This window comes from Paraburkholderia sp. IW21, assembly GCF_041321145.1.
Classification (GTDB): Bacteria; Pseudomonadota; Gammaproteobacteria; order Burkholderiales; family Burkholderiaceae; genus Paraburkholderia.
The window spans coordinates 58,195-75,607 of sequence record NZ_JBGGWA010000018.1 but is presented as its reverse complement, the minus strand read 5'-3'; the positions used below and the strand labels follow the sequence as shown (position 1 = coordinate 75,607).

Here is a 17,413-nt window from a genome sequence, read left to right as displayed (position 1 = left end):
CATGCAGCGTCTCAGGGCTCGTACCGTTTTTCTATTGCTTTCAAAACGGAGACAGGTCAATGAATCATCCCTCATTCGAAGGACAGCCCACCATCGAGGCACCCGCGTGGGTCACAAACCGGAAGCTGGTCGATTGGGTCCGGCGCGTGGCCGCCTTGACCAAGCCCGATCGAATCGTCTGGTGCGACGGTTCACAGGAAGAGTACGACCGCCTATGTGCCCAAATGGTCGAAGCCGGCACCCTCAAGAAACTCAATCCCGCCAAACGTCCTAACTCTTATCTGGCATGGTCCGATCCGGCAGACGTGGCGCGTGTCGAAGACCGTACCTTCATCTGCTCACAACGTCGTGAAGACGCTGGTCCGACCAACAACTGGATCGCCCCTGCCGACATGCGCTCGACGCTCGACGGCCTGTTCGACGGCGCCATGCGTGGCCGCACCATGTACGTGGTGCCGTTCTCGATGGGGCCGCTGGGTTCGCCGATCGCGCACATCGGCGTCGAGTTGAGCGACAGCCCATACGTGGCGACTAACATGCGCATCATGACGCGCATGGGTCGGAAGGTGTACGACGTGCTCGGCGAAGACGGCGAGTTCGTGCCGTGCGTGCATTCCGTCGGTGCGCCGCTCGGGGCCGGGGCGAAAGACGTGCCGTGGCCCTGCAACGACACCAAATACATTGTCCATTTCCCTGAGTCGCGCGAAATCTGGAGTTACGGCTCGGGATACGGCGGCAATGCGCTGCTCGGCAAGAAGTGTTTCGCGCTGCGCATTGCATCCACGATGGGCCGCAACGAAGGCTGGCTCGCCGAACACATGCTGGTTCTCGGGGTGACGTCACCGGAAGGGCGCAAGCATCATGTCGCGGCGGCGTTCCCGTCGGCTTGCGGCAAGACCAATTTCGCGATGCTGATCCCGCCGGAAGGCCTGAACGGCTGGAAAATCTCCACGATCGGCGACGATATTGCCTGGATCAAGCCCGGCAAGGACGGGCGCTTGTACGCGATCAACCCGGAAGCGGGCTATTTCGGCGTCGCGCCGGGCACGAGCGAAAAGACCAACTTCAACGCCATGGCCACGCTGAAGGAAAACGTCATCTTCACGAACGTCGCGCTGACGGACGACGGCGACGTCTGGTGGGAAGGCATGACCGAGGAACTGCCCGCGCATCTGATCGACTGGCAAGGCAAGGACTGGACGCCGGCGATCGCGAAGGAGGCCGGACGCAAGGCCGCACACCCGAACGCGCGCTTCACGGCGCCGGCCTCGCAATGTCCGTCGATCGATGCCGACTGGGAAAACCCGGCGGGCGTCGCGATCGACGCGTTCATTTTTGGCGGCCGCCGTTCCACCACCGTGCCGCTCGTCACCGAAGCGCGCACCTGGGTCGAGGGCGTCTACATGGCCGCGACCATGGGCTCGGAAACCACCGCGGCGGCGGCGGGGCAGCAGGGCGTGGTGCGACGGGACCCGTTCGCGATGCTGCCGTTCTGCGGCTACAACATGAGCGACTACTTCGGGCACTGGCTGAAAACCGGCGAGCGTCTCGAGAAAATGAACGCGAAGCTGCCGAAAATCTTCTGCGTGAACTGGTTCCGCAAGGGCGCGGACGGCAAGTTCGTCTGGCCGGGCTTCGGCGAGAACATGCGCGTGTTGACCTGGATGGTTGGCCGCATCGAAGGCAAGGCACAAGGCGAAGACCACGCGTTCGGCGTGTCGCCGCACTATGAAGACATCGACTGGAGCGGGCTGAATTTCAGCCGGGAGCAATTCCAGCAGGTGATCTCGGTCGACGACGCTGCCTGGCGCGAAGAACTCGCGTTGCATGCCAAGCTATTTGACACATTGCAACAAGGTCTGCCACCGGCTTTGACGCAGGCCAAGCTCGCGTTTGAGGGAAAACTCGCTGCCTGATCATGTGAGTATTCACTCCGCATAGAAGCCGCCTTCGGGCGGCTTTTCTTTTGTGGTCCGACCCGCATCGTGATTTTTTCTAATTCCACAAGACTTGGACAACCTTTACATCCGATCGAACAAAAAAGACTATGCAAGCTGCAGTGCAGCAAATTGTTGCTCATTTCGGCATAATCCAGATCCATGCCCCACATCGGGGAACACAGTCGCACGAATATCGACAATATTTCCGATTTCGCGGGCAACTTCTGCACGATTTTACGAGTCGTAGGAGGATTCCAAGTTCGCTTCACTGGTTTTCACCAATTGTCAGGAAGCGGTAACACGGCAGGAGTTGTCCTATGGATCATTTGCAGTCGATGCGAGTTTTCGTCAAAGTGGCGGATCTCGGCAGTTTTGCCCGCGCTGCGAGCGCGATGGATATTTCCAACGCAGTTGCCACCCGTCATGTTGCCGATCTCGAAGGCCGTCTTGGTACGCGGCTGCTCAATCGCACAACCCGCAGCTTGTCTCTGACCGAATCCGGTCAGGTCTATCTTGAGCGCGCGCGCCAGATTCTCGACGAACTGGAAGACGTCGAACAGATGGTGGTCGCGCGCAATCACGAACCCGTCGGTACGTTGCGAATAGTCGCGCCGGTCGTGTTCGGTTTGCATAACCTTGCACCCGTGCTGCAGACGTACGCGGAGCGTTATCCGAAAGTTATTCCCGACGTCACACTGGTCGACCGTCAGGTCGATCTGGTTGAAGAAGGCTTCGACGTGGGCGTGGTGATCGCACGGCAGATGCGCAGCGCGAGCATTGTCACGCGCCGCTTGACCACGGGCTGCATGACGGTGTGCGCAACGCCGGCCTATCTGGAGAAGCACGGCACGCCCACGCGTCCCGAGCATTTGCTGGAACATCCGTGCCTGAGCCTGCCGTCCGAGTACTGGGGCGACGAGCGCGTGTTCACGGGCCCGGAAGGCGAGGTGCGCGTGCGGCCGTCCAACGTGATCGTGGCGAACAACACGGAAATGCTGCGGCAGTTTGCACTGCTCGGCATGGGCCTCGCGATTCTGCCGAGCTATCTGATCGGCCGTGACATGACGCGCGGCAGGCTCGTGCGTCTGCTCGGCGATTACCGTTTGCCGCAGGTCGAGATCAACATTGCGTATCCGAGCCGTCGTCACTTGCCGGCAAAGGTGCGCACGTTCATCGATCATCTTGTCGAGCATTTCAGCCAGACGCCGAACAGTCTGCTCGGCGAGCAGTGGATCAAGGACGGCCTTGGGCGGCCTGCTACCGCCGCCGAACTCGATGCCATGGATCACATGCCGCCGGAGGCGTTCGATGGCGCCGAGCCGCTGTCACGGCTGCTGGATAGCGAGCTATCGCCGCTGCCGAAGACTTTGTCGAAGACAACGAATCGTCCGCGGCCCACCGTTCTGTCGCCGCTTTAAGCATTCGGGCGACGCTGTCGGCAGCGCTGGGGTAAGCGCGGTCTGGTGGCCAAATGAAAAGGCGCAGTCACGAAAGTGACTGCGCCTTTTTTCTGGGCAATTGCGAAACTGGCCGGAAGCTAAATACCCCCCGGCCACCTGCCCGAATTACGAGCCCGTCTTGCGCGCCACCGCTTTCCTGGCCGGCGCCTTCTTGGCTGCGGCGGTTTTGGTAGCAGGCGCCTTCTTGGCCGCTGCAGTTTTGGTAGCGGGTGTCTTCTTTGCCGCTGCCTTCTTTGCAGCGGGCGGGGTCTTCACCGCGACCACTGCATCTTCGTCATCGGACTCCGGCGCTGCCTTGGCTGCCGACTTAGCCGCTGCGGTCTTCGCAGCAGTCTTGGCCGACGGCTCCTTCTTTTCGAATTCGAAGCCGATCTTGCCGTCGTTCTGCTTGACGAGGAACGCCTTGAAGTTGCGGCCGGTACGCGACGACTTGAAGTTCGTCAGCAGATCGGTGCGACCTTCTTCGAGCAGCTTGGCCATCTGCTCACGGGCAATTTCCTGCTGCAAGATCACCTTGCCCGAGCGGAAGTCGCAAGTCTTCGGATTCGCGACCGAGTTCTCGCAGACATAGCTCATGCCGTGCTCGAACACGCGGCCCTTGCACTTCGGACACGCACCTACCGATTGTTGATCGGAGAAGTCAGGCGGTTCGCCGTCTTCACCGCCAGAGTCCTGACCGAAGTCGAACTCGAGCTTGTAATTCTTGATCTCGTCGTCGAGCGAGAGCTTCAGGATCGCCGAGAACGGACGGCCCATCTTGCTGCGGAAACCCGACAGCGGTCCGATCGTCTTGTTCTGCAACAGATCTTCAACTTCCGGAATTTCGAACTGGCGTCCGCCCGGAATCTTCGAGATCGAGAACTCGCACTTCGAACACGCAAAGCGCCGGTAATTTTCCTTCACCTGACCGCCGCAATGCGGACACGGCGTCTGCAACGTCGCGTAATCGCCCGGGATCGTGTCGGAATCGTATTCCTTCGCGCGCTTGACGATGGTTTGCGTCATGCGGGCGATCTCCTGCATGAACGCGTCGCGCGGCAGGTTGCCCCGCTCCATCTGCGAGAGTTTGTATTCCCACTCGCCGGTCAATTCCGGAGCGGTCAATTCCTTCACGCCGAGCCCGCGCAACAGCGTCATCAGCTGGAACGCCTTGGCGGTCGGAATCAGATCGCGGCCTTCGCGGATCAGATACTTTTCGCCGAGTAGCCCTTCGATGATGGCGGCGCGGGTGGCCGGCGTGCCGAGACCCTTGGCGGCCATGGCCTCGCGCAACTCGTCGTCTTCGACCAGTTTGCCCGCGCCTTCCATGGCCGACAGCAAGGTCGCTTCGTTGTAGCGTGCGGGCGGTTTCGTCACCAGTTGCTGCGCGGCGATCTTGTCCGTCTTGACCTTCTCATCCTTTTGCACCGGCACGAGGTTCGCGTCTTCGCCGCTGATTTCGCGGCCATAGATCTGCAACCAGCCCGGTTCGACCAGCACCTTGCCTTCCGTCTTGAAGTGATGGCCGACCACTTCCGTGATCCGCGTCGTCACCCGGAATTCGGCGGCCGGGAAGAACACCGACAGGAAGCGTTTCACGACGAGGTCGTAAAGCTTCTGTTCCGGCTCGGACAGATTCTTCGGCGCTTGCGCCGTCGGGATGATTGCGAAGTGGTCGCTGATCTTCGAATTGTCGAAGATGCGCTTGTTCGGCTTCACCCAGCCCTTGTCGAGCACCTGCTTGGCATACGGGAGATAGTTGTTGCTCTCCTTGAGCATGCCCAGCGTTTCCTTGACCGTATCCATATAGTCTTCCGGCAACGCGCGCGCGTCGGTCCGGGGATAGGTCAGCACCTTGTGCTTTTCGTACAGCGCCTGAGCGAGGCCGAGCGTGTTTTTCGCCGAGAAGCCGAAGCGGCCGTTGGCCTCACGCTGCAAGCTGGTCAGGTCGAACAGCGCCGGCGACAGTTGCGTGGACGGCTTCGATTCTTCCGTCACCGTGCCGATCTGGCCACGGCAGGCGGCGACGATCGTTTCGGCCGCGGGCAGCGCCCACAGACGCGAATCGCGTTTTTCCGGATCGAACTCGTCGCGCTTGAATTTCGGATCGAACCAGCGGCCTTCGTAGAAGCCGCCCGCGCAGACGAAGTCCGCCTTCACTTCCCAGTAATCGCGCGGCACGAAGCGACGAATCTTCTCTTCACGCTCGACGACGATCGACAGCGTCGGCGTCTGCACGCGCCCGACCGTGGTCAGGAAGAAGCCGCCACCCTTGCTGTTGAACGCGGTCATGGCCCGCGTGCCGTTGATGCCGACCAGCCAGTCCGCTTCCGAGCGGCAGCGCGCGGCATCGGCGAGCGGCTGCATTTCTTCGTCGCTACGCAGACGGGCAAAGCCGTCGCGGATCGAACCGGCTGTCATGGACTGGAGCCACAGGCGCTGTACCGGTTGCTTCGCTTTCGCATGTTGCGCGATCAGGCGGAAAATCAGTTCGCCCTCGCGCCCCGCGTCACATGCGTTGATGAGCCGTTCGATGTCTTTACGCTTGAGCAGCTTGGTCAGCACCTTCAGGCGCGACTCGCTCTTGGCGATCGGATTCAGATCGAAATGCGGCGGAATGACGGGCAGATTGGCGAAACTCCACTTGCCGCGTTTGACTTCATATTCTTCGGGTGCGGCAATTTCCAGCAAGTGGCCGACTGCCGAGGAAAGGACGTAGTCGTCGCTTTCGTAGTATTCGTCATGCTTGGTAAAGCCGCCCAAAGCGCGCGCGATGTCGTTCGCGACGGAAGGCTTTTCGGCGATGATCAGTGCTTTGGACATGACTCGATGTGAGGTTGGTAGATCCGGGTTGATGGTCTTGAGTACGCGAAATTAGCGCGCGACCCTCGTTTGCGACCTTTGCGACCCAATAACGACCGCTTTATAGCACACGGCGCGAAAGCGGCGTGTCAAGTGCCATAAAAAGCGCGCCGTCATCATTGCGCGCTCAGTAATCGAACGGACTGCTGCAGTTGCGTTATGCACCGCTCGCAACGCCCGCGCCGCAAGGCTCGGCGGCTGGCGCCCACGTTCACGCGGCCGTCAGCGCGGGCCGCAGTTTGGGCGCGCCGCTGACGCCGGGCACGGCCGTCAGGTCGGACAACATCCGCTCCACAATCGCCGCCTGCGGTAAAACGGTGCCGAAAAAACGTGTCGTTACCGAGTCTTCGATCAGGATCGTCGGGAAATTTTCGACGTCCAGATCTTCGAAGCGGTCCGCATGGGTTTCGATGTCGATCCAGGCGAAACAGATTTCCGGATGCTTATCCGCCAGGCGGTCGAAGGCGTCCCGATACTCACGACAGGTCCCGCACCACTCTGCGCACAGGCAAGCCACGAACAGTGTGTCGGGTTCGTTGACGCGCTCGGCGATCCGGTCTTGGTCGGTGTCGAGATTCAGCGCGGGCATGGTGGTTCCTTACGTACTTTTGTCAGGTGCTTTGGCGCGAATGTAGCATGGCCGATCACGAATCGTGGTCAACCCCGGTCAATGCGGGGTCAGCGGTGGGTCGCCCGCGTAAAGCGGCCGCCGGGCAGCGCGGTCACCTGGCCGGCGAGTTCGAGTTGCAGCAGCGTGGTTTGTAATGCCGCATCCTCCATCTCGGTGCGAGTGGCAAGAATTTCAAGCGTGGCGGGGGCATGGCCGAGCGCGTCGAGGAGTCGCTGCGCTTCGGCGCCCATGGCCAGCGGGGCAGCTGGTGAGGTGGGCGCCGCTGTCAATTCGGGCTGGACCGCTGCCGATGCATGCGGCGCCGAGCCCGTGCCATCCCAAAGGACCGTCGGCTTGCTGGCGGCCTTCGCAGTCACGGGCCTGGCGAAGCCCAGTTCCTCCAGCACCTCATCGGGCGTTTCCACCAGCTTGGCGCCTTGCTTGATGATCCGATGACAACCGCGCGACAACGGCGCATGGATCGAGCCCGGCAACGCGAAGATATCGCGCCCCATTTCATTGGCAAGCCGAGCCGTAATCAGCGAACCCGAGCGCATGGCGGCCTCGACGATCACAACGCCGCTGACGAGGCCGGCGATCAGACGGTTGCGTTGCGGAAAATTGGCGGCGCGCGCAGGCGTGCCGAGCGGCCATTCCGAAAGGATCGCGCCTTGCGCCGCGATCTGCCGCGCCAGTGCGTGATGCGCGGCCGGGTACACGAGGTCCGCGCCGGTGCCGATCACGGCCACCGTGCCGCCAACGCCGGTCAGGGCGCCTCGATGCGCCGCACCGTCGATACCCAGCGCCAGCCCCGACACGATGGTGACGCCGGCCTGCGAAAGCTCACGCGCGAAGCGCTCCGCGTCTTCAGCGCCCTGTGGTGTCGCGCTGCGGCTGCCCACCAGGGCAACCGCCCGTGTGTGCAGCAGATTCAACCGGCCCTTTATATATAGCAGCGGCGGTGGATCAGGCATGGTCAGCAGCGCGGGTGGGTAGGCGGGGTCGTCGAGCGTCACCGCCTGGTTGCCGGGCAACGCGCGCCACGCGATCACCGCGTCGAGTTGCGTGTCGAAGTCTGGGCTCGGCGGTGCCAGCACGGTACGCGCCGTAGCCTCGCCGACGATCTCGGCAAGCGTCTCCGGCGATTGCTTGAAAATCGCTTCCGGCAGTCCAAAAGCGCTCAGCAGCAAGCGCAACGCAGCCGGTTTCAGCCCCGGCGCGAGCGAAAGCCGCAGCCAGGCGGCGAGTTCAATATCGGTTGCGGGCAAGGTATGCATGGAAAGTCGATCCTCCTACAGGGCCAGCGGGCAGGCGGGCGCCATGCTAAAATTTTCATCATCCGAAATAACTGCAGCGCCGCGCCCACCCGCGCGGGCTCGTCGTATAGCGCACGGGGCGCGTTGAATCGAACCGGTTCGACACCATCTATCCTCTGCGTAACGCGATGCGCCCACAACCTGGCCGAATGGCCAACGCTAGCCTTCCACCGGTCAGCGGCGCCTAAAAACACACTCAAGATCATGGCTTTACTGAACATCCTCAATTACCCGGACAAACGGCTGCACAAGATCGCGAAGCCGGTCGACGTGGTCAACGATCGCATCCGCCGGCTCGTCGCCGACATGGCCGAGACGATGTACGCCGCGCCCGGCGTCGGCCTTGCGGCGACCCAGGTCGACGTGCATGAGCGCGTGATCGTGATCGACGTGTCGGACTCGCACGACGAACTGCTCGCCTTCATCAACCCGGAAATCATCTGGTCGAGCGAGGAGAAAAAGCTGTCGGAAGAGGGCTGCCTCTCGGTGCCGGGCATTTACGACAATGTCGAGCGCGCGGAGCACGTGCGTGTGCGGGCGTTGAACCAGAAGGGCGAAACCTTCGAGATGGATTGCGAAGGGCTGCTCGCGGTCTGCATCCAGCACGAAATGGATCACCTGATGGGCCGCGTGTTCGTCGAGTACCTGTCGTCGCTGAAGCAGACGCGCATCAAGAACAAGATGAAGAAGCTCGCCCACGCGATGTAATGCGCGTCCACCCCGCCTACTTCCCCCGTTCATGAGCCATTCGTTGCGCGTCATCTTTGCCGGTACGCCGGAGTTCGCCGCGGCCGCGCTGGCCGCGATCCACAGCGCCGGTTTTCCGGTGCCGCTCGTGCTGACCCAGCCCGACCGGCCTGCAGGACGCGGAATGAAATTGCAGGCGAGCCCGGTCAAGCGGTACGCGCAGGAGCATGGGCTTGCTGTCGCGCAGCCGCCTTCACTGCGCCCCACCGGCAAATATCCCGCTGAAGCCGCAGCCGCGATCGATCAATTGCGCGCCACGCCTCACGACGTCATGGTGGTGGCCGCCTACGGTCTGATCCTGCCGCAGGAAGTGCTCGATATTCCGCCGCTTGGCTGTATCAACATTCATGCATCGTTGTTGCCGCGCTGGCGCGGTGCCGCGCCGATCCATCGCGCGATCGAAGCGGGCGACGCGGAAACCGGCATCACGCTGATGCAGATGGACGTCGGCCTCGACACCGGTGCGATGATCTCCGAAGCACGCACGCCGGTTTCCAACGACGACACCACGGCCATCTTGCACGACCGGCTCGCGCGCGACGGCGCGAAGCTGATCGTCGAGGCGTTGATCGAACTCGAACGTAGCGGCAAGCTGGCGGCAACGGCGCAGCCTGCGGAGGGCGTGACTTACGCGGAAAAGATCGGCAAGCACGAAGCCGCCCTCGACTGGCGCCGCCCGGCCGCAGTCCTCGAGCGCCAGGTGCGCGCCTTCGATCCGTTCCCCGGCGGCGTCGGCACGCTGGAAGACGGCACGTCGATCAAGATATGGGCGGCAGTCCCGGTCGAGGCGCAAAGCGACAAAGCACCTGGCACCATTGCCGATATCTCGCCCGAAGGCGTCGTAGTGGCTTGTGGCGAAGGCGCACTGCGTCTCACGCAATTGCAAAAACCCGGCGGCAAGCGCTTGCCGGTGCGCGAATTCCTGGCCGGCACGACGCTGGCCGTGGGGCAGCGTTTCCAGCTTCCCGAAGCAAAATAACAGCCTCGCGGGTACCTTGAACATCGTCCGTTCAGCCGATGTTCAAGGTCCTGTCCGTTCGCGCGCGGCGCGTTAGAATTCTCCATGCAACGGCCCAGCTTTCGAGGATTCCCATGTTCGGCATCACCCATTTCGAGTTCTTCGTCGTCGCGGTCTTTTTGTTGAATGTGACGCCCGGTCCCGATACGGCTTATATCGTCGGGCGCAGCGTCGCTCAGGGCCGTGGCGCCGGGCTGATGTCCGCGCTCGGTATCTCCGCCGGTTGCTGCGTTCACTCGCTCGCGTGCGCATTTGGCCTGACAGCGCTGCTGGCCGCGTCGGCCACCGCGTTTACCGTTATCAAATTCGTCGGCGCTATTTATCTGATCTATCTAGGCGTGCGCCTGATTTTCGCCAAGCCGGCCGTGGATCAGGCGGCGGGTGAAGCACGTGCGGCCGGCGCGCCGAAGTCGTTGCGTCAGTTGTTCCTGCAAGGCTTCTGGACCAATGTGTTGAACCCCAAGGTCGTACTGTTCTTTGTGTCGTTCTTCCCGCAGTTCGTAACCACCGGCAGTGACCACAAGGCGCTCGCCTTCCTCACGCTCGGCGTCGTGTTCGTCGTGATGAGCATGGTCTGGAACAGCTTTGTCGCGTGGATCGCCGGCAGCGTGACGCGGCGTTTCTCCGGCAAGCCGTCGGTGAAGAAGTGGCTCGATCGCGGCGTTGGCAGTGCATTTGTCGGCTTGGGGATCAAGCTCGCCACGGCATCAAGGTGATTGAATTTTCCTCGCGTGCCCATATCTAACATTTCGCTTACAATCGGCGGCCGCGATAGTGCGGCGTAGATATGAACCCGCGTCAGGGCAAGGAGTGACAGACATGTTCAATTGGGTCAAAACCGCGATGTTGATGGCCGCGATCACGGCCCTTTTCATCGTGATCGGCGGGATGATCGGCGGGTCGCGCGGCATGATGATCGCGCTCGTGATCGCCCTTGGGATGAATTTCTTTTCATACTGGTTCTCGGACAAGATGGTCCTGCGCATGTACAACGCGCAGGAAGTCGACGAAAACAGTGCACCGCAGTTCTACCGCATGGTCCGCGAACTCTCCACGCGCGCCGGCCTGCCGATGCCGCGCGTCTACCTGATCAATGAAGACGCGCCCAACGCGTTCGCGACCGGCCGCAATCCGGAGCATGCGGCGGTCGCCGCCACCACCGGCATCTTGCGCGTGCTGTCCGAGCGCGAAATGCGCGGCGTGATGGCGCACGAACTGGCGCACGTGAAGCACCGCGACATCCTGATCTCCACCGTTTCGGCGACGATGGCGGGCGCCATTTCCGCGTTGGCGAACTTCGCAATGTTCTTTGGCAGCCGCGACGAAAATGGTCGTTCGACGAATCCGATTGCAGGCATCGCCGTTGCGTTGCTCGCACCGATCGCCGGGGCGCTGATCCAGATGGCGATTTCGCGCGCGCGTGAATTCGAAGCGGACCGCGGCGGCGCGCAGATTTCCGGCGACCCGCAGGCGCTTGCCTCGGCGCTCGACAAGATCCATCGCTACGCGAGCGGCGTGCCTTTCCCCACGGCCGAGCAGCATCCGGCCACCGCGCAGATGATGATCATGAATCCGCTCTCGGGTGGCGGCATCGCGAATCTGTTCTCGACGCACCCGGCAACCGAGGAACGCATCGCGCGCCTGATGGAAATGGCGCGCACGGGGCGCTTCGAATAAAGGCGTACGACGCTCACGTGTCGTGACGAAAGGCGAGTCCGCGGGCTCGCCTTTTTTTCGAGCAGCGAAGATTGCCCGCAAGTGGCGGCGTTGCCGGATATGAGCAGTGTGAAAACGTTTCGCGCCGGCCGCCGGGTCGGGCCAAATCGTTCCAGTGCGGGTCGACGTGGCCAGGCTACCCGGCCGCGGCGGTCACCACCCCGCGCCACGCTACAATGTGTGCTGTTTGCGTCGCGCGCACCGCGCGGCCTGCCTTTGCCTCTTTCATGACTCCAAAGCCTTCTTCGCGTTCTGCTTCCTCATCGGCGCGTCCGCGCGAATCCCGTTTGTCGATGCTGCATCTCGCGCCCGAATCGCTCGGTTTCGCGCTCGACTGCGCGGGCCAGGCCGTTGGCGCCGTACGCCTTGGCGCGGCGTTGCCGGCCGCGCTGCAATCCGTATTTGTGTCCGCGCCTGAAGGCAGCGCTGCCGCTGCGCGCGGCGCGGTGCAGGACATCGCGTACCGCACCATGCGGCGTCTCGCGACCGTCGAGTGGCTGATCGCGAAGCTGGTGAAGAAGGCGCCCCCGCCGCATGTCGGTCATGTGCTGGCCTGCGCGCTCGCGTTGCTCGTCGACGATGAAGCGAACGCCGCCTATGCGCCATTCACGGTCGTCGATCAGGCAGTGAGTGCAATCGCCGGGCGTCGTGAGTTCGCATTCGCAAAGGGCCTCGTCAACGCCGTGCTGCGCAATTTCCTGCGCGAGCGCGAGACGCTGCTGGGCGCGGCGCAAGCCGACGAAGTCGCGCGCTGGAATTACCCGGCGTGGTGGATCGACGCGGTCAGAGGCGCATGGCCCGACGCATGGCAAGCGGTGCTCGCTGCCGGTAATACCCAAGGTCCGTTGACGCTGCGCGTCAACGCGCGCCGTTCGACCGTCGATGCCTATCTTCAAGTGCTGCAAGACCATCACATCCCGGCGAGCCGAGCCGGCGAGCATGCCGTCAAACTCACCACGCCGATGCCGGTCGACCGCATCCCCGGCTTCAACGACGGCGTCGTCTCGGTGCAGGACGCCGGCGCGCAGCTCGCCGCGCAACTGCTCGGTGCGCGCGACGGCATGCGGGTGCTCGACGCGTGCGCGGCGCCTGGCGGCAAGACCGGCCACCTGCTCGAACTGGCCAATCTGCAACTCGTCGCGCTTGAAAGCGATGCGGCGCGCGCGCGTCGCATCGACGAAAACTTGCAGCGCCTCAAGCTCGAAGCGGAAGTGCGCATTGGCGACGCGGGCGCGCCCGCAAAATGGCACGACGACATCGATCAGCCGTTCGATCGCATTCTGGCCGACGTGCCGTGTTCGGCGTCGGGCATCGTGCGGCGTCATCCGGATATCCGCTGGCTGCGTCGCGCATCAGATATTCCCGCGCTGGTGGCCGAACAGCGCCGCATTCTCGATGCACTGTGGCCGCTCGTGAAGCCAGGCGGCGAGTTGCTCTACGTTACGTGTTCGATCTTCCCCGAAGAAGGCGAGTTGCAGGCGCAGTGGTTTGGAAACAAGTATCAGGATGCGGTACGATTGGACGCGCCGGGGCAACTGCTACCCTCAGTTGCCCGCGCGCCCGCCGACCCATCGGCCGGTTCCCATGCCGGACACGACGCTGATGACAGCGCCGGCTCGAACTCAGACCACGACGGATTTTTCTACGCGCGCTTCCAGAAACGGTGACCATCAAACGCTTCTTCCCGCTTCGGCTCGCTGCCGTGCTCTGGATTGCGCTGGCCGTATGGCTGGCTGCACCGGGCATGGCGCACGCCGACCCGATCGCGGTGCAGCGTGCATCGCTGCAATCGGACAACACTGGCTGGAGCCTCGACGCGCGTTTCGACTTCGATCTGAACAGCAATCTCGAAGACGCGGTCAATAAAGGCATTCCGCTTTACTTTACGACCGACTTCGAACTGAGCCGGCCGCGCTGGTACTGGTTCGACGAACAGCCGGTGAGCGTGTCGCAGAGCATCCGCCTGTCGTTCCAGCCGCTCACGCGCGAGTACCGCGTGTCGAGCGTGTCGTCGGGCGGGTTGCAGCTCGGCTTCGGTACGTTGAAAGATGCGCTCGCAGTGATCAAGCACATCACGTCGTGGCATGTGATCGACCGTAATCAGGTGCATGTCGGGGAGACGTATAACGCGTCGGTGCGCATGCAACTCGACATCGCACTGATGCCCAAGCCGTTCCAGATCGACGCGGTGAACAACCGCGACTGGAGCCTGTCGTCCGATTGGAAGCGCTTTACCTTCACGGTGACCGAACGTGCTAAATAGAGTGCGCCGATCCACCAGTGTCAGCAGCATCGTCGTGCGCGTGCTGGTGTCCACGGTCGCCGTGACGGCCGTCCTGCTGCTCGTGCTGCTCGCAGCCGCGAGCGCGAATACCGAATTCTTCGACCGCTATTACCAGTGGCTGTACGCGGCCAACCTCGCGGTCGCGATGATCTTTTTGCTGGTGGTGGCAACGCTCGTCATCATCATCATTTCGCGGCTTCGAAAAGGTAAGTTTGGCACGCGGCTGTTAGCGAAACTCGCATTCTTCATGGCGCTGGTCGGCGTGGTGCCGGGCGGCATCATTTACGTCGTCTCGTATCAGTTCGTGTCGCGCAGTATCGAGTCGTGGTTCGACGTGAATGTCGAAACCGCGCTGACCTCGGGCCTGAATCTCGGCCGCGGCATGCTCGACGCCTCGCTGTCCGATCTGCAGACCAAGGGTCGCTTGATGTCCGAGCAGCTGGCGAGCGCGGATGCCGCCGGCACTACGCTCACGCTCTTACGTCTGCGCGATCAGTTCGGCGTGCAGGACGCGACGATCGTCGAGCCCACGCGCAGCATGTCGGGCGCGACGCCGGATATGCACGTGGTCGCCCAGGCGTCCGGCAACTACGCAACGCTCGTGCCGAGCGACTTGCCCACGCCGATGATGGTGGACCAGGCGCGGGGCCGAGGCTATGCGGCGATCGAAGGCGAAGTCGACGGCGATCCGCACGCGCATGGCAGCAAGGGCGTGCTGAGACTGCGTGTCGTGCAGCGGATTCCGGATTCGAACGCGGCGCTATTGCAGCCCACCGAACGCTTCCTGCAACTCACGCAGCCGGTCCCGCCGTCGCTCGCCCGCAATGCCGACGCGGTTCAGCGTGCCTATCGCGAATATCAGGAGAAAGCGCTAGGTCGCACTGGCTTGCGCAAGATGTACATCGGCACGCTGACGCTTGCGCTGTTCCTCGCCACCTTCATCGCGATGATGCTGGCGCTCGCGCTCGGCAATCAGCTGGCGCGGCCGTTGTTCCTCCTGGCCCAAGGCACCAAGGAAGTGACCGAGGGCGACTACACGCCGAAGCGCGAAATCAAGTCGCGCGACGAACTGGGCTTTCTCACGCAGTCGTTCAACGCGATGACGCGGCAGTTGTCCGAGGCGCGCGCCGCGGTCGAGAACAACCGCATCGCGCTCGAGCATTCCAAGGCCTATCTGGAAAGCATTCTCGCGAATCTGACCGCAGGCGTGTTCGTATTCGACCGGCAGTTCCGCCTCACCACCGCGAATCGTGGCGCCGAGCGCATCTTCCGTCAGCAGTTCCAGGAGGTGCTGGGTTTGGCGCTCGAGCAGATCGGCGCGTCGAGCGAATTTGGGGGGATGGTGCGCAAGGCCTTTGCCGATCGCGAAGCGGCAAGCGGCGACGGTCACGACGACCGCGGCCACTGGCAACAGCAGTTTTCGGTGCCGGTGCCGGGCGAAACCGAGCCGCTTACCTTGCTCGTGCGCGGCGCGCGTCTGGTGTCCGCCGCCGACCGCGATGCTGACGACATGCAGACCTCCGGCTACGTTGTCGTGTTCGACGATATTTCGGACGTGATCTCCGCGCAGCGTTCCATCGCCTGGGGCGAAGTCGCGCGGCGCCTCGCGCACGAGATCAAGAATCCGCTCACGCCGATCCAGCTCTCCGCCGAGCGCTTGCAGATGAAGCTCGCCGACAAGCTGTCACCGTCGGATGCCGATGTGTTGAAGCGTGGCGCGACCACCATCGTCAACCAGGTCGCGGCGATGAAGCAGATGGTCGACAATTTCCGCGACTATGCGCGCACGCCCCCGGCGGTCCTCGCGCATCTGCAACTGAACGAACTGGTCAGCGAAGTGCTCACACTGTACGGTATCGAGGAAGGCAAAGGCGCGATTCAAGTGGAACTCGCGGACCTGCCGGCGATTCGCGGCGACGCGACGCAATTGCGTCAGGTGATTCACAACCTGCTGCAAAACGCGCAGGATGCAGTGGCCGACATCGAGCAACCGCATGTGTTGCTCGAGACGAGGACAGTAGAATACGGAGACCCCGACGCGGAAGGCAAAGTACGCGTTGCGGTGCGTCTGACGGTGTCGGATAACGGACCGGGCTTTTCCGCGCGTATCCTCACACGTGCATTCGAACCTTACGTGACGACCAAGGCCAAAGGTACGGGTCTCGGTCTTGCGATGGTCAAGAAGATCGTCGACGAACACGGCGCGCGGATCGACATTCGCAACCGCATGAAAGCGGGCGATGTGATCGAAGGCGCGCAGATCTCGATCCTCTTCCTTCAATTGGCAGACGATGCCGCGGCACCTGAAGCAGGGCCGCGAGCGGCGCACGGTAGTGCGTCGCAGGGAACGACAAAAGCAACAGTGCAGACAAAGGCAGCGTAAATGGCAACCATCCTGGTGGTAGATGATGAAATGGGCATCCGGGAATTGCTCTCGGAGATCCTGAGCGACGAGGGGCATGTCGTGGAAGCCGCGGAAAACGCGCAGGAAGCGCGCGAATTCCGCCTGCGTCAGGCGCCGGACCTGGTGCTGCTCGACATCTGGATGCCCGACACCGACGGCGTGACGTTGCTCAAGGAATGGGCCGCGCAAGGGCAGCTGACCATGCCGGTGATCATGATGTCCGGGCACGCAACCATCGATACAGCGGTCGAAGCGACCAAGATCGGCGCACTCAATTTCCTCGAGAAGCCGATTGCGTTGCAGAAGCTGCTAAAGGCCGTCGAGCAAGGCCTCGCTCGCGGCAACGCCGTGGCGGCGCCCGGTGGCGCGGCAGCCAAGCCGGTGCTGCCGGTCAGCACGTCGACTGTGGCATCGGCGGCTGCGTTGCCGATGCTGTCGTCGGATGGCATGGGCAGCGGCGCGTTGGCCGCGCAAACGGCGTCGATCTCGTTCGATATCCCGTTGCGCGACGCCCGCGATGCGTTCGAGCGTGCGTACTTCGAATATCACCTCGCACGTGAGAATGGCAGCATGACGCGCGTCGCCGAAAAGACGGGCCTGGAGCGCACGCACCTGTATCGCAAGCTCAAGCAACTCGGTGTCGATCTCGGCAAGAACAAAGGGGAGTGAACCGTCACGCAATGCACGCGGGTCCGCCCTCGGCGGATTTTTTCGAGAAGGGGCTTGTCGTGCTGCTGACCCTTTGATATCATTTCGTTCTTCGTTGGCCCGGTAGCTCAGTTGGTAGAGCAGCGGATTGAAAATCCGCGTGTCGATGGTTCGATTCCGTCCCAGGCCACCAGGATTCAGCCCCAGGAAATCGCAAGATTCCTGGGGCTTTTCCTTTTTTGCCCCTTTATTGACGGGCATTCGTTTCGGCAGGGCTGGCTTGCCGCTGCGGTGGGCCGATGCTCGGCGGCGTCGGGCGTCGCGTGATAAAATCGCGACAGTTCAAGGACTTGCATGCGCGATATGCCGCTGGCGCGCCAGCACACCGGACACGTCTTCGTATCCTGACGCCGGGCGCTCGTGCGCACG

General features: G+C 62.6%; 13 protein-coding genes and 1 tRNA gene. 11 read left to right on the top strand and 3 right to left on the bottom strand.

What is annotated here, in order from left to right; translation table 11 throughout:
- Positions 1 to 59 precede the first annotated feature (59 nt).
- Both ACAX43_RS30525 and ACAX43_RS30520 read left to right on the top strand, forming a co-directional pair.
- Positions 60 to 1,916 carry a phosphoenolpyruvate carboxykinase (GTP) gene (locus tag ACAX43_RS30525; protein ID WP_370712068.1) on the top strand — a complete coding sequence of 619 codons (1,857 nt, stop codon included), beginning with the start codon at positions 60 to 62 and terminating at the stop codon, positions 1,914 to 1,916.
- 341 nt (positions 1,917 to 2,257) lie between these two features.
- Positions 2,258 to 3,358: a LysR family transcriptional regulator gene (locus ACAX43_RS30520; RefSeq protein WP_370712067.1), complete on the top strand. Its 1,101-nt coding sequence runs from the start codon at positions 2,258 to 2,260 to the stop codon at positions 3,356 to 3,358.
- Between the two features lie 147 nt (positions 3,359 to 3,505).
- Here the strand turns inward: ACAX43_RS30520 and ACAX43_RS30515 are convergent, their stop codons facing one another.
- The 3 genes from ACAX43_RS30515 to dprA form a co-directional block, all read right to left on the bottom strand.
- The gene (locus tag ACAX43_RS30515; RefSeq protein ID WP_370712066.1) at positions 3,506 to 6,202 is read right to left on the bottom strand and encodes a DNA topoisomerase III; all 2,697 of its coding nucleotides are present in this window, start codon (positions 6,200 to 6,202) and stop codon (positions 3,506 to 3,508) included.
- 250 nt (positions 6,203 to 6,452) lie between these two features.
- Entirely contained in the window at positions 6,453 to 6,830 is a 378-nt protein-coding gene (locus ACAX43_RS30510) for a thioredoxin family protein (protein WP_370712065.1), read from the bottom strand.
- Between the two features lie 89 nt (positions 6,831 to 6,919).
- Positions 6,920 to 8,128, bottom strand: a complete 1,209-nt coding sequence (gene dprA, locus ACAX43_RS30505) for a DNA-processing protein DprA (RefSeq protein WP_370712064.1) — start codon at positions 8,126 to 8,128, stop codon at positions 6,920 to 6,922.
- 243 nt (positions 8,129 to 8,371) lie between these two features.
- Here dprA and def point away from each other — a divergent pair, with 243 nt between their 5' ends.
- The 9 genes from def to ACAX43_RS30460 all read left to right on the top strand — a co-directional run bounded on the left by def (position 8,372) and on the right by ACAX43_RS30460 (position 17,177).
- Positions 8,372 to 8,875, top strand: coding sequence for a peptide deformylase (def, locus tag ACAX43_RS30500; RefSeq protein ID WP_370712062.1), 504 nt, complete (start codon positions 8,372 to 8,374; stop codon positions 8,873 to 8,875).
- 31 nt (positions 8,876 to 8,906) lie between these two features.
- Positions 8,907 to 9,893, top strand: a complete 987-nt coding sequence (gene fmt / locus ACAX43_RS30495) for a methionyl-tRNA formyltransferase (protein WP_370712061.1) — start codon at positions 8,907 to 8,909, stop codon at positions 9,891 to 9,893.
- Positions 9,894 to 10,006: 113 nt separating this feature from the next.
- Positions 10,007 to 10,648 (top strand): LysE family translocator, encoded by a 642-nt coding sequence (locus ACAX43_RS30490; protein WP_370712060.1) that lies wholly within the window; start codon positions 10,007 to 10,009, stop codon positions 10,646 to 10,648.
- 103 nt (positions 10,649 to 10,751) lie between these two features.
- Positions 10,752 to 11,609 carry a zinc metalloprotease HtpX gene (gene htpX, locus ACAX43_RS30485; RefSeq protein WP_370712059.1) on the top strand — a complete coding sequence of 286 codons (858 nt, stop codon included), beginning with the start codon at positions 10,752 to 10,754 and terminating at the stop codon, positions 11,607 to 11,609.
- Between the two features lie 266 nt (positions 11,610 to 11,875).
- On the top strand, positions 11,876 to 13,315 hold the full coding sequence (gene rsmB, locus ACAX43_RS30480; RefSeq protein WP_370712058.1) for a 16S rRNA (cytosine(967)-C(5))-methyltransferase RsmB: 1,440 nt from the start codon (positions 11,876 to 11,878) through the stop codon (positions 13,313 to 13,315).
- Positions 13,312 to 13,911 carry a DUF4390 domain-containing protein gene (locus tag ACAX43_RS30475; protein WP_370712057.1) on the top strand — a complete coding sequence of 200 codons (600 nt, stop codon included), beginning with the start codon at positions 13,312 to 13,314 and terminating at the stop codon, positions 13,909 to 13,911. The genes rsmB and ACAX43_RS30475 overlap by 4 nt, the downstream gene beginning before the upstream one ends.
- The gene (locus tag ACAX43_RS30470; protein WP_370712056.1) at positions 13,901 to 16,315 is read left to right on the top strand and encodes an ATP-binding protein; all 2,415 of its coding nucleotides are present in this window, start codon (positions 13,901 to 13,903) and stop codon (positions 16,313 to 16,315) included. Before ACAX43_RS30475 ends, ACAX43_RS30470 begins: the two co-directional genes overlap by 11 nt.
- Positions 16,316 to 17,005: a response regulator transcription factor EsaR gene (gene esaR / locus ACAX43_RS30465; RefSeq protein ID WP_370712055.1), complete on the top strand. Its 690-nt coding sequence runs from the start codon at positions 16,316 to 16,318 to the stop codon at positions 17,003 to 17,005.
- Positions 17,006 to 17,101: 96 nt separating this feature from the next.
- Positions 17,102 to 17,177: transfer RNA gene (locus tag ACAX43_RS30460), tRNA-Phe, on the top strand.
- Positions 17,178 to 17,413 lie beyond the last annotated feature (236 nt).

Excerpts from the sequence above, each read along its gene's own strand:
- ACAX43_RS30525 (WP_370712068.1), top strand. The coding sequence starts at position 60 with ATGAATCATCCCTCATTCGAAGGACAGCCCACCATCGAGGCACCCGCG.
- ACAX43_RS30520 (WP_370712067.1), top strand. The coding sequence starts at position 2,258 with ATGGATCATTTGCAGTCGATGCGAGTTTTCGTCAAAGTGGCGGATCTC.
- ACAX43_RS30515 (WP_370712066.1), bottom strand. The coding sequence starts at position 6,202 with ATGTCCAAAGCACTGATCATCGCCGAAAAGCCTTCCGTCGCGAACGAC.
- ACAX43_RS30510 (WP_370712065.1), bottom strand. The coding sequence starts at position 6,830 with ATGCCCGCGCTGAATCTCGACACCGACCAAGACCGGATCGCCGAGCGC.
- dprA (WP_370712064.1), bottom strand. The coding sequence starts at position 8,128 with ATGCATACCTTGCCCGCAACCGATATTGAACTCGCCGCCTGGCTGCGG.
- def (WP_370712062.1), top strand. The coding sequence starts at position 8,372 with ATGGCTTTACTGAACATCCTCAATTACCCGGACAAACGGCTGCACAAG.
- fmt (WP_370712061.1), top strand. The coding sequence starts at position 8,907 with ATGAGCCATTCGTTGCGCGTCATCTTTGCCGGTACGCCGGAGTTCGCC.
- ACAX43_RS30490 (WP_370712060.1), top strand. The coding sequence starts at position 10,007 with ATGTTCGGCATCACCCATTTCGAGTTCTTCGTCGTCGCGGTCTTTTTG.
- htpX (WP_370712059.1), top strand. The coding sequence starts at position 10,752 with ATGTTCAATTGGGTCAAAACCGCGATGTTGATGGCCGCGATCACGGCC.
- rsmB (WP_370712058.1), top strand. The coding sequence starts at position 11,876 with ATGACTCCAAAGCCTTCTTCGCGTTCTGCTTCCTCATCGGCGCGTCCG.
- esaR (WP_370712055.1), top strand. The coding sequence starts at position 16,316 with ATGGCAACCATCCTGGTGGTAGATGATGAAATGGGCATCCGGGAATTG.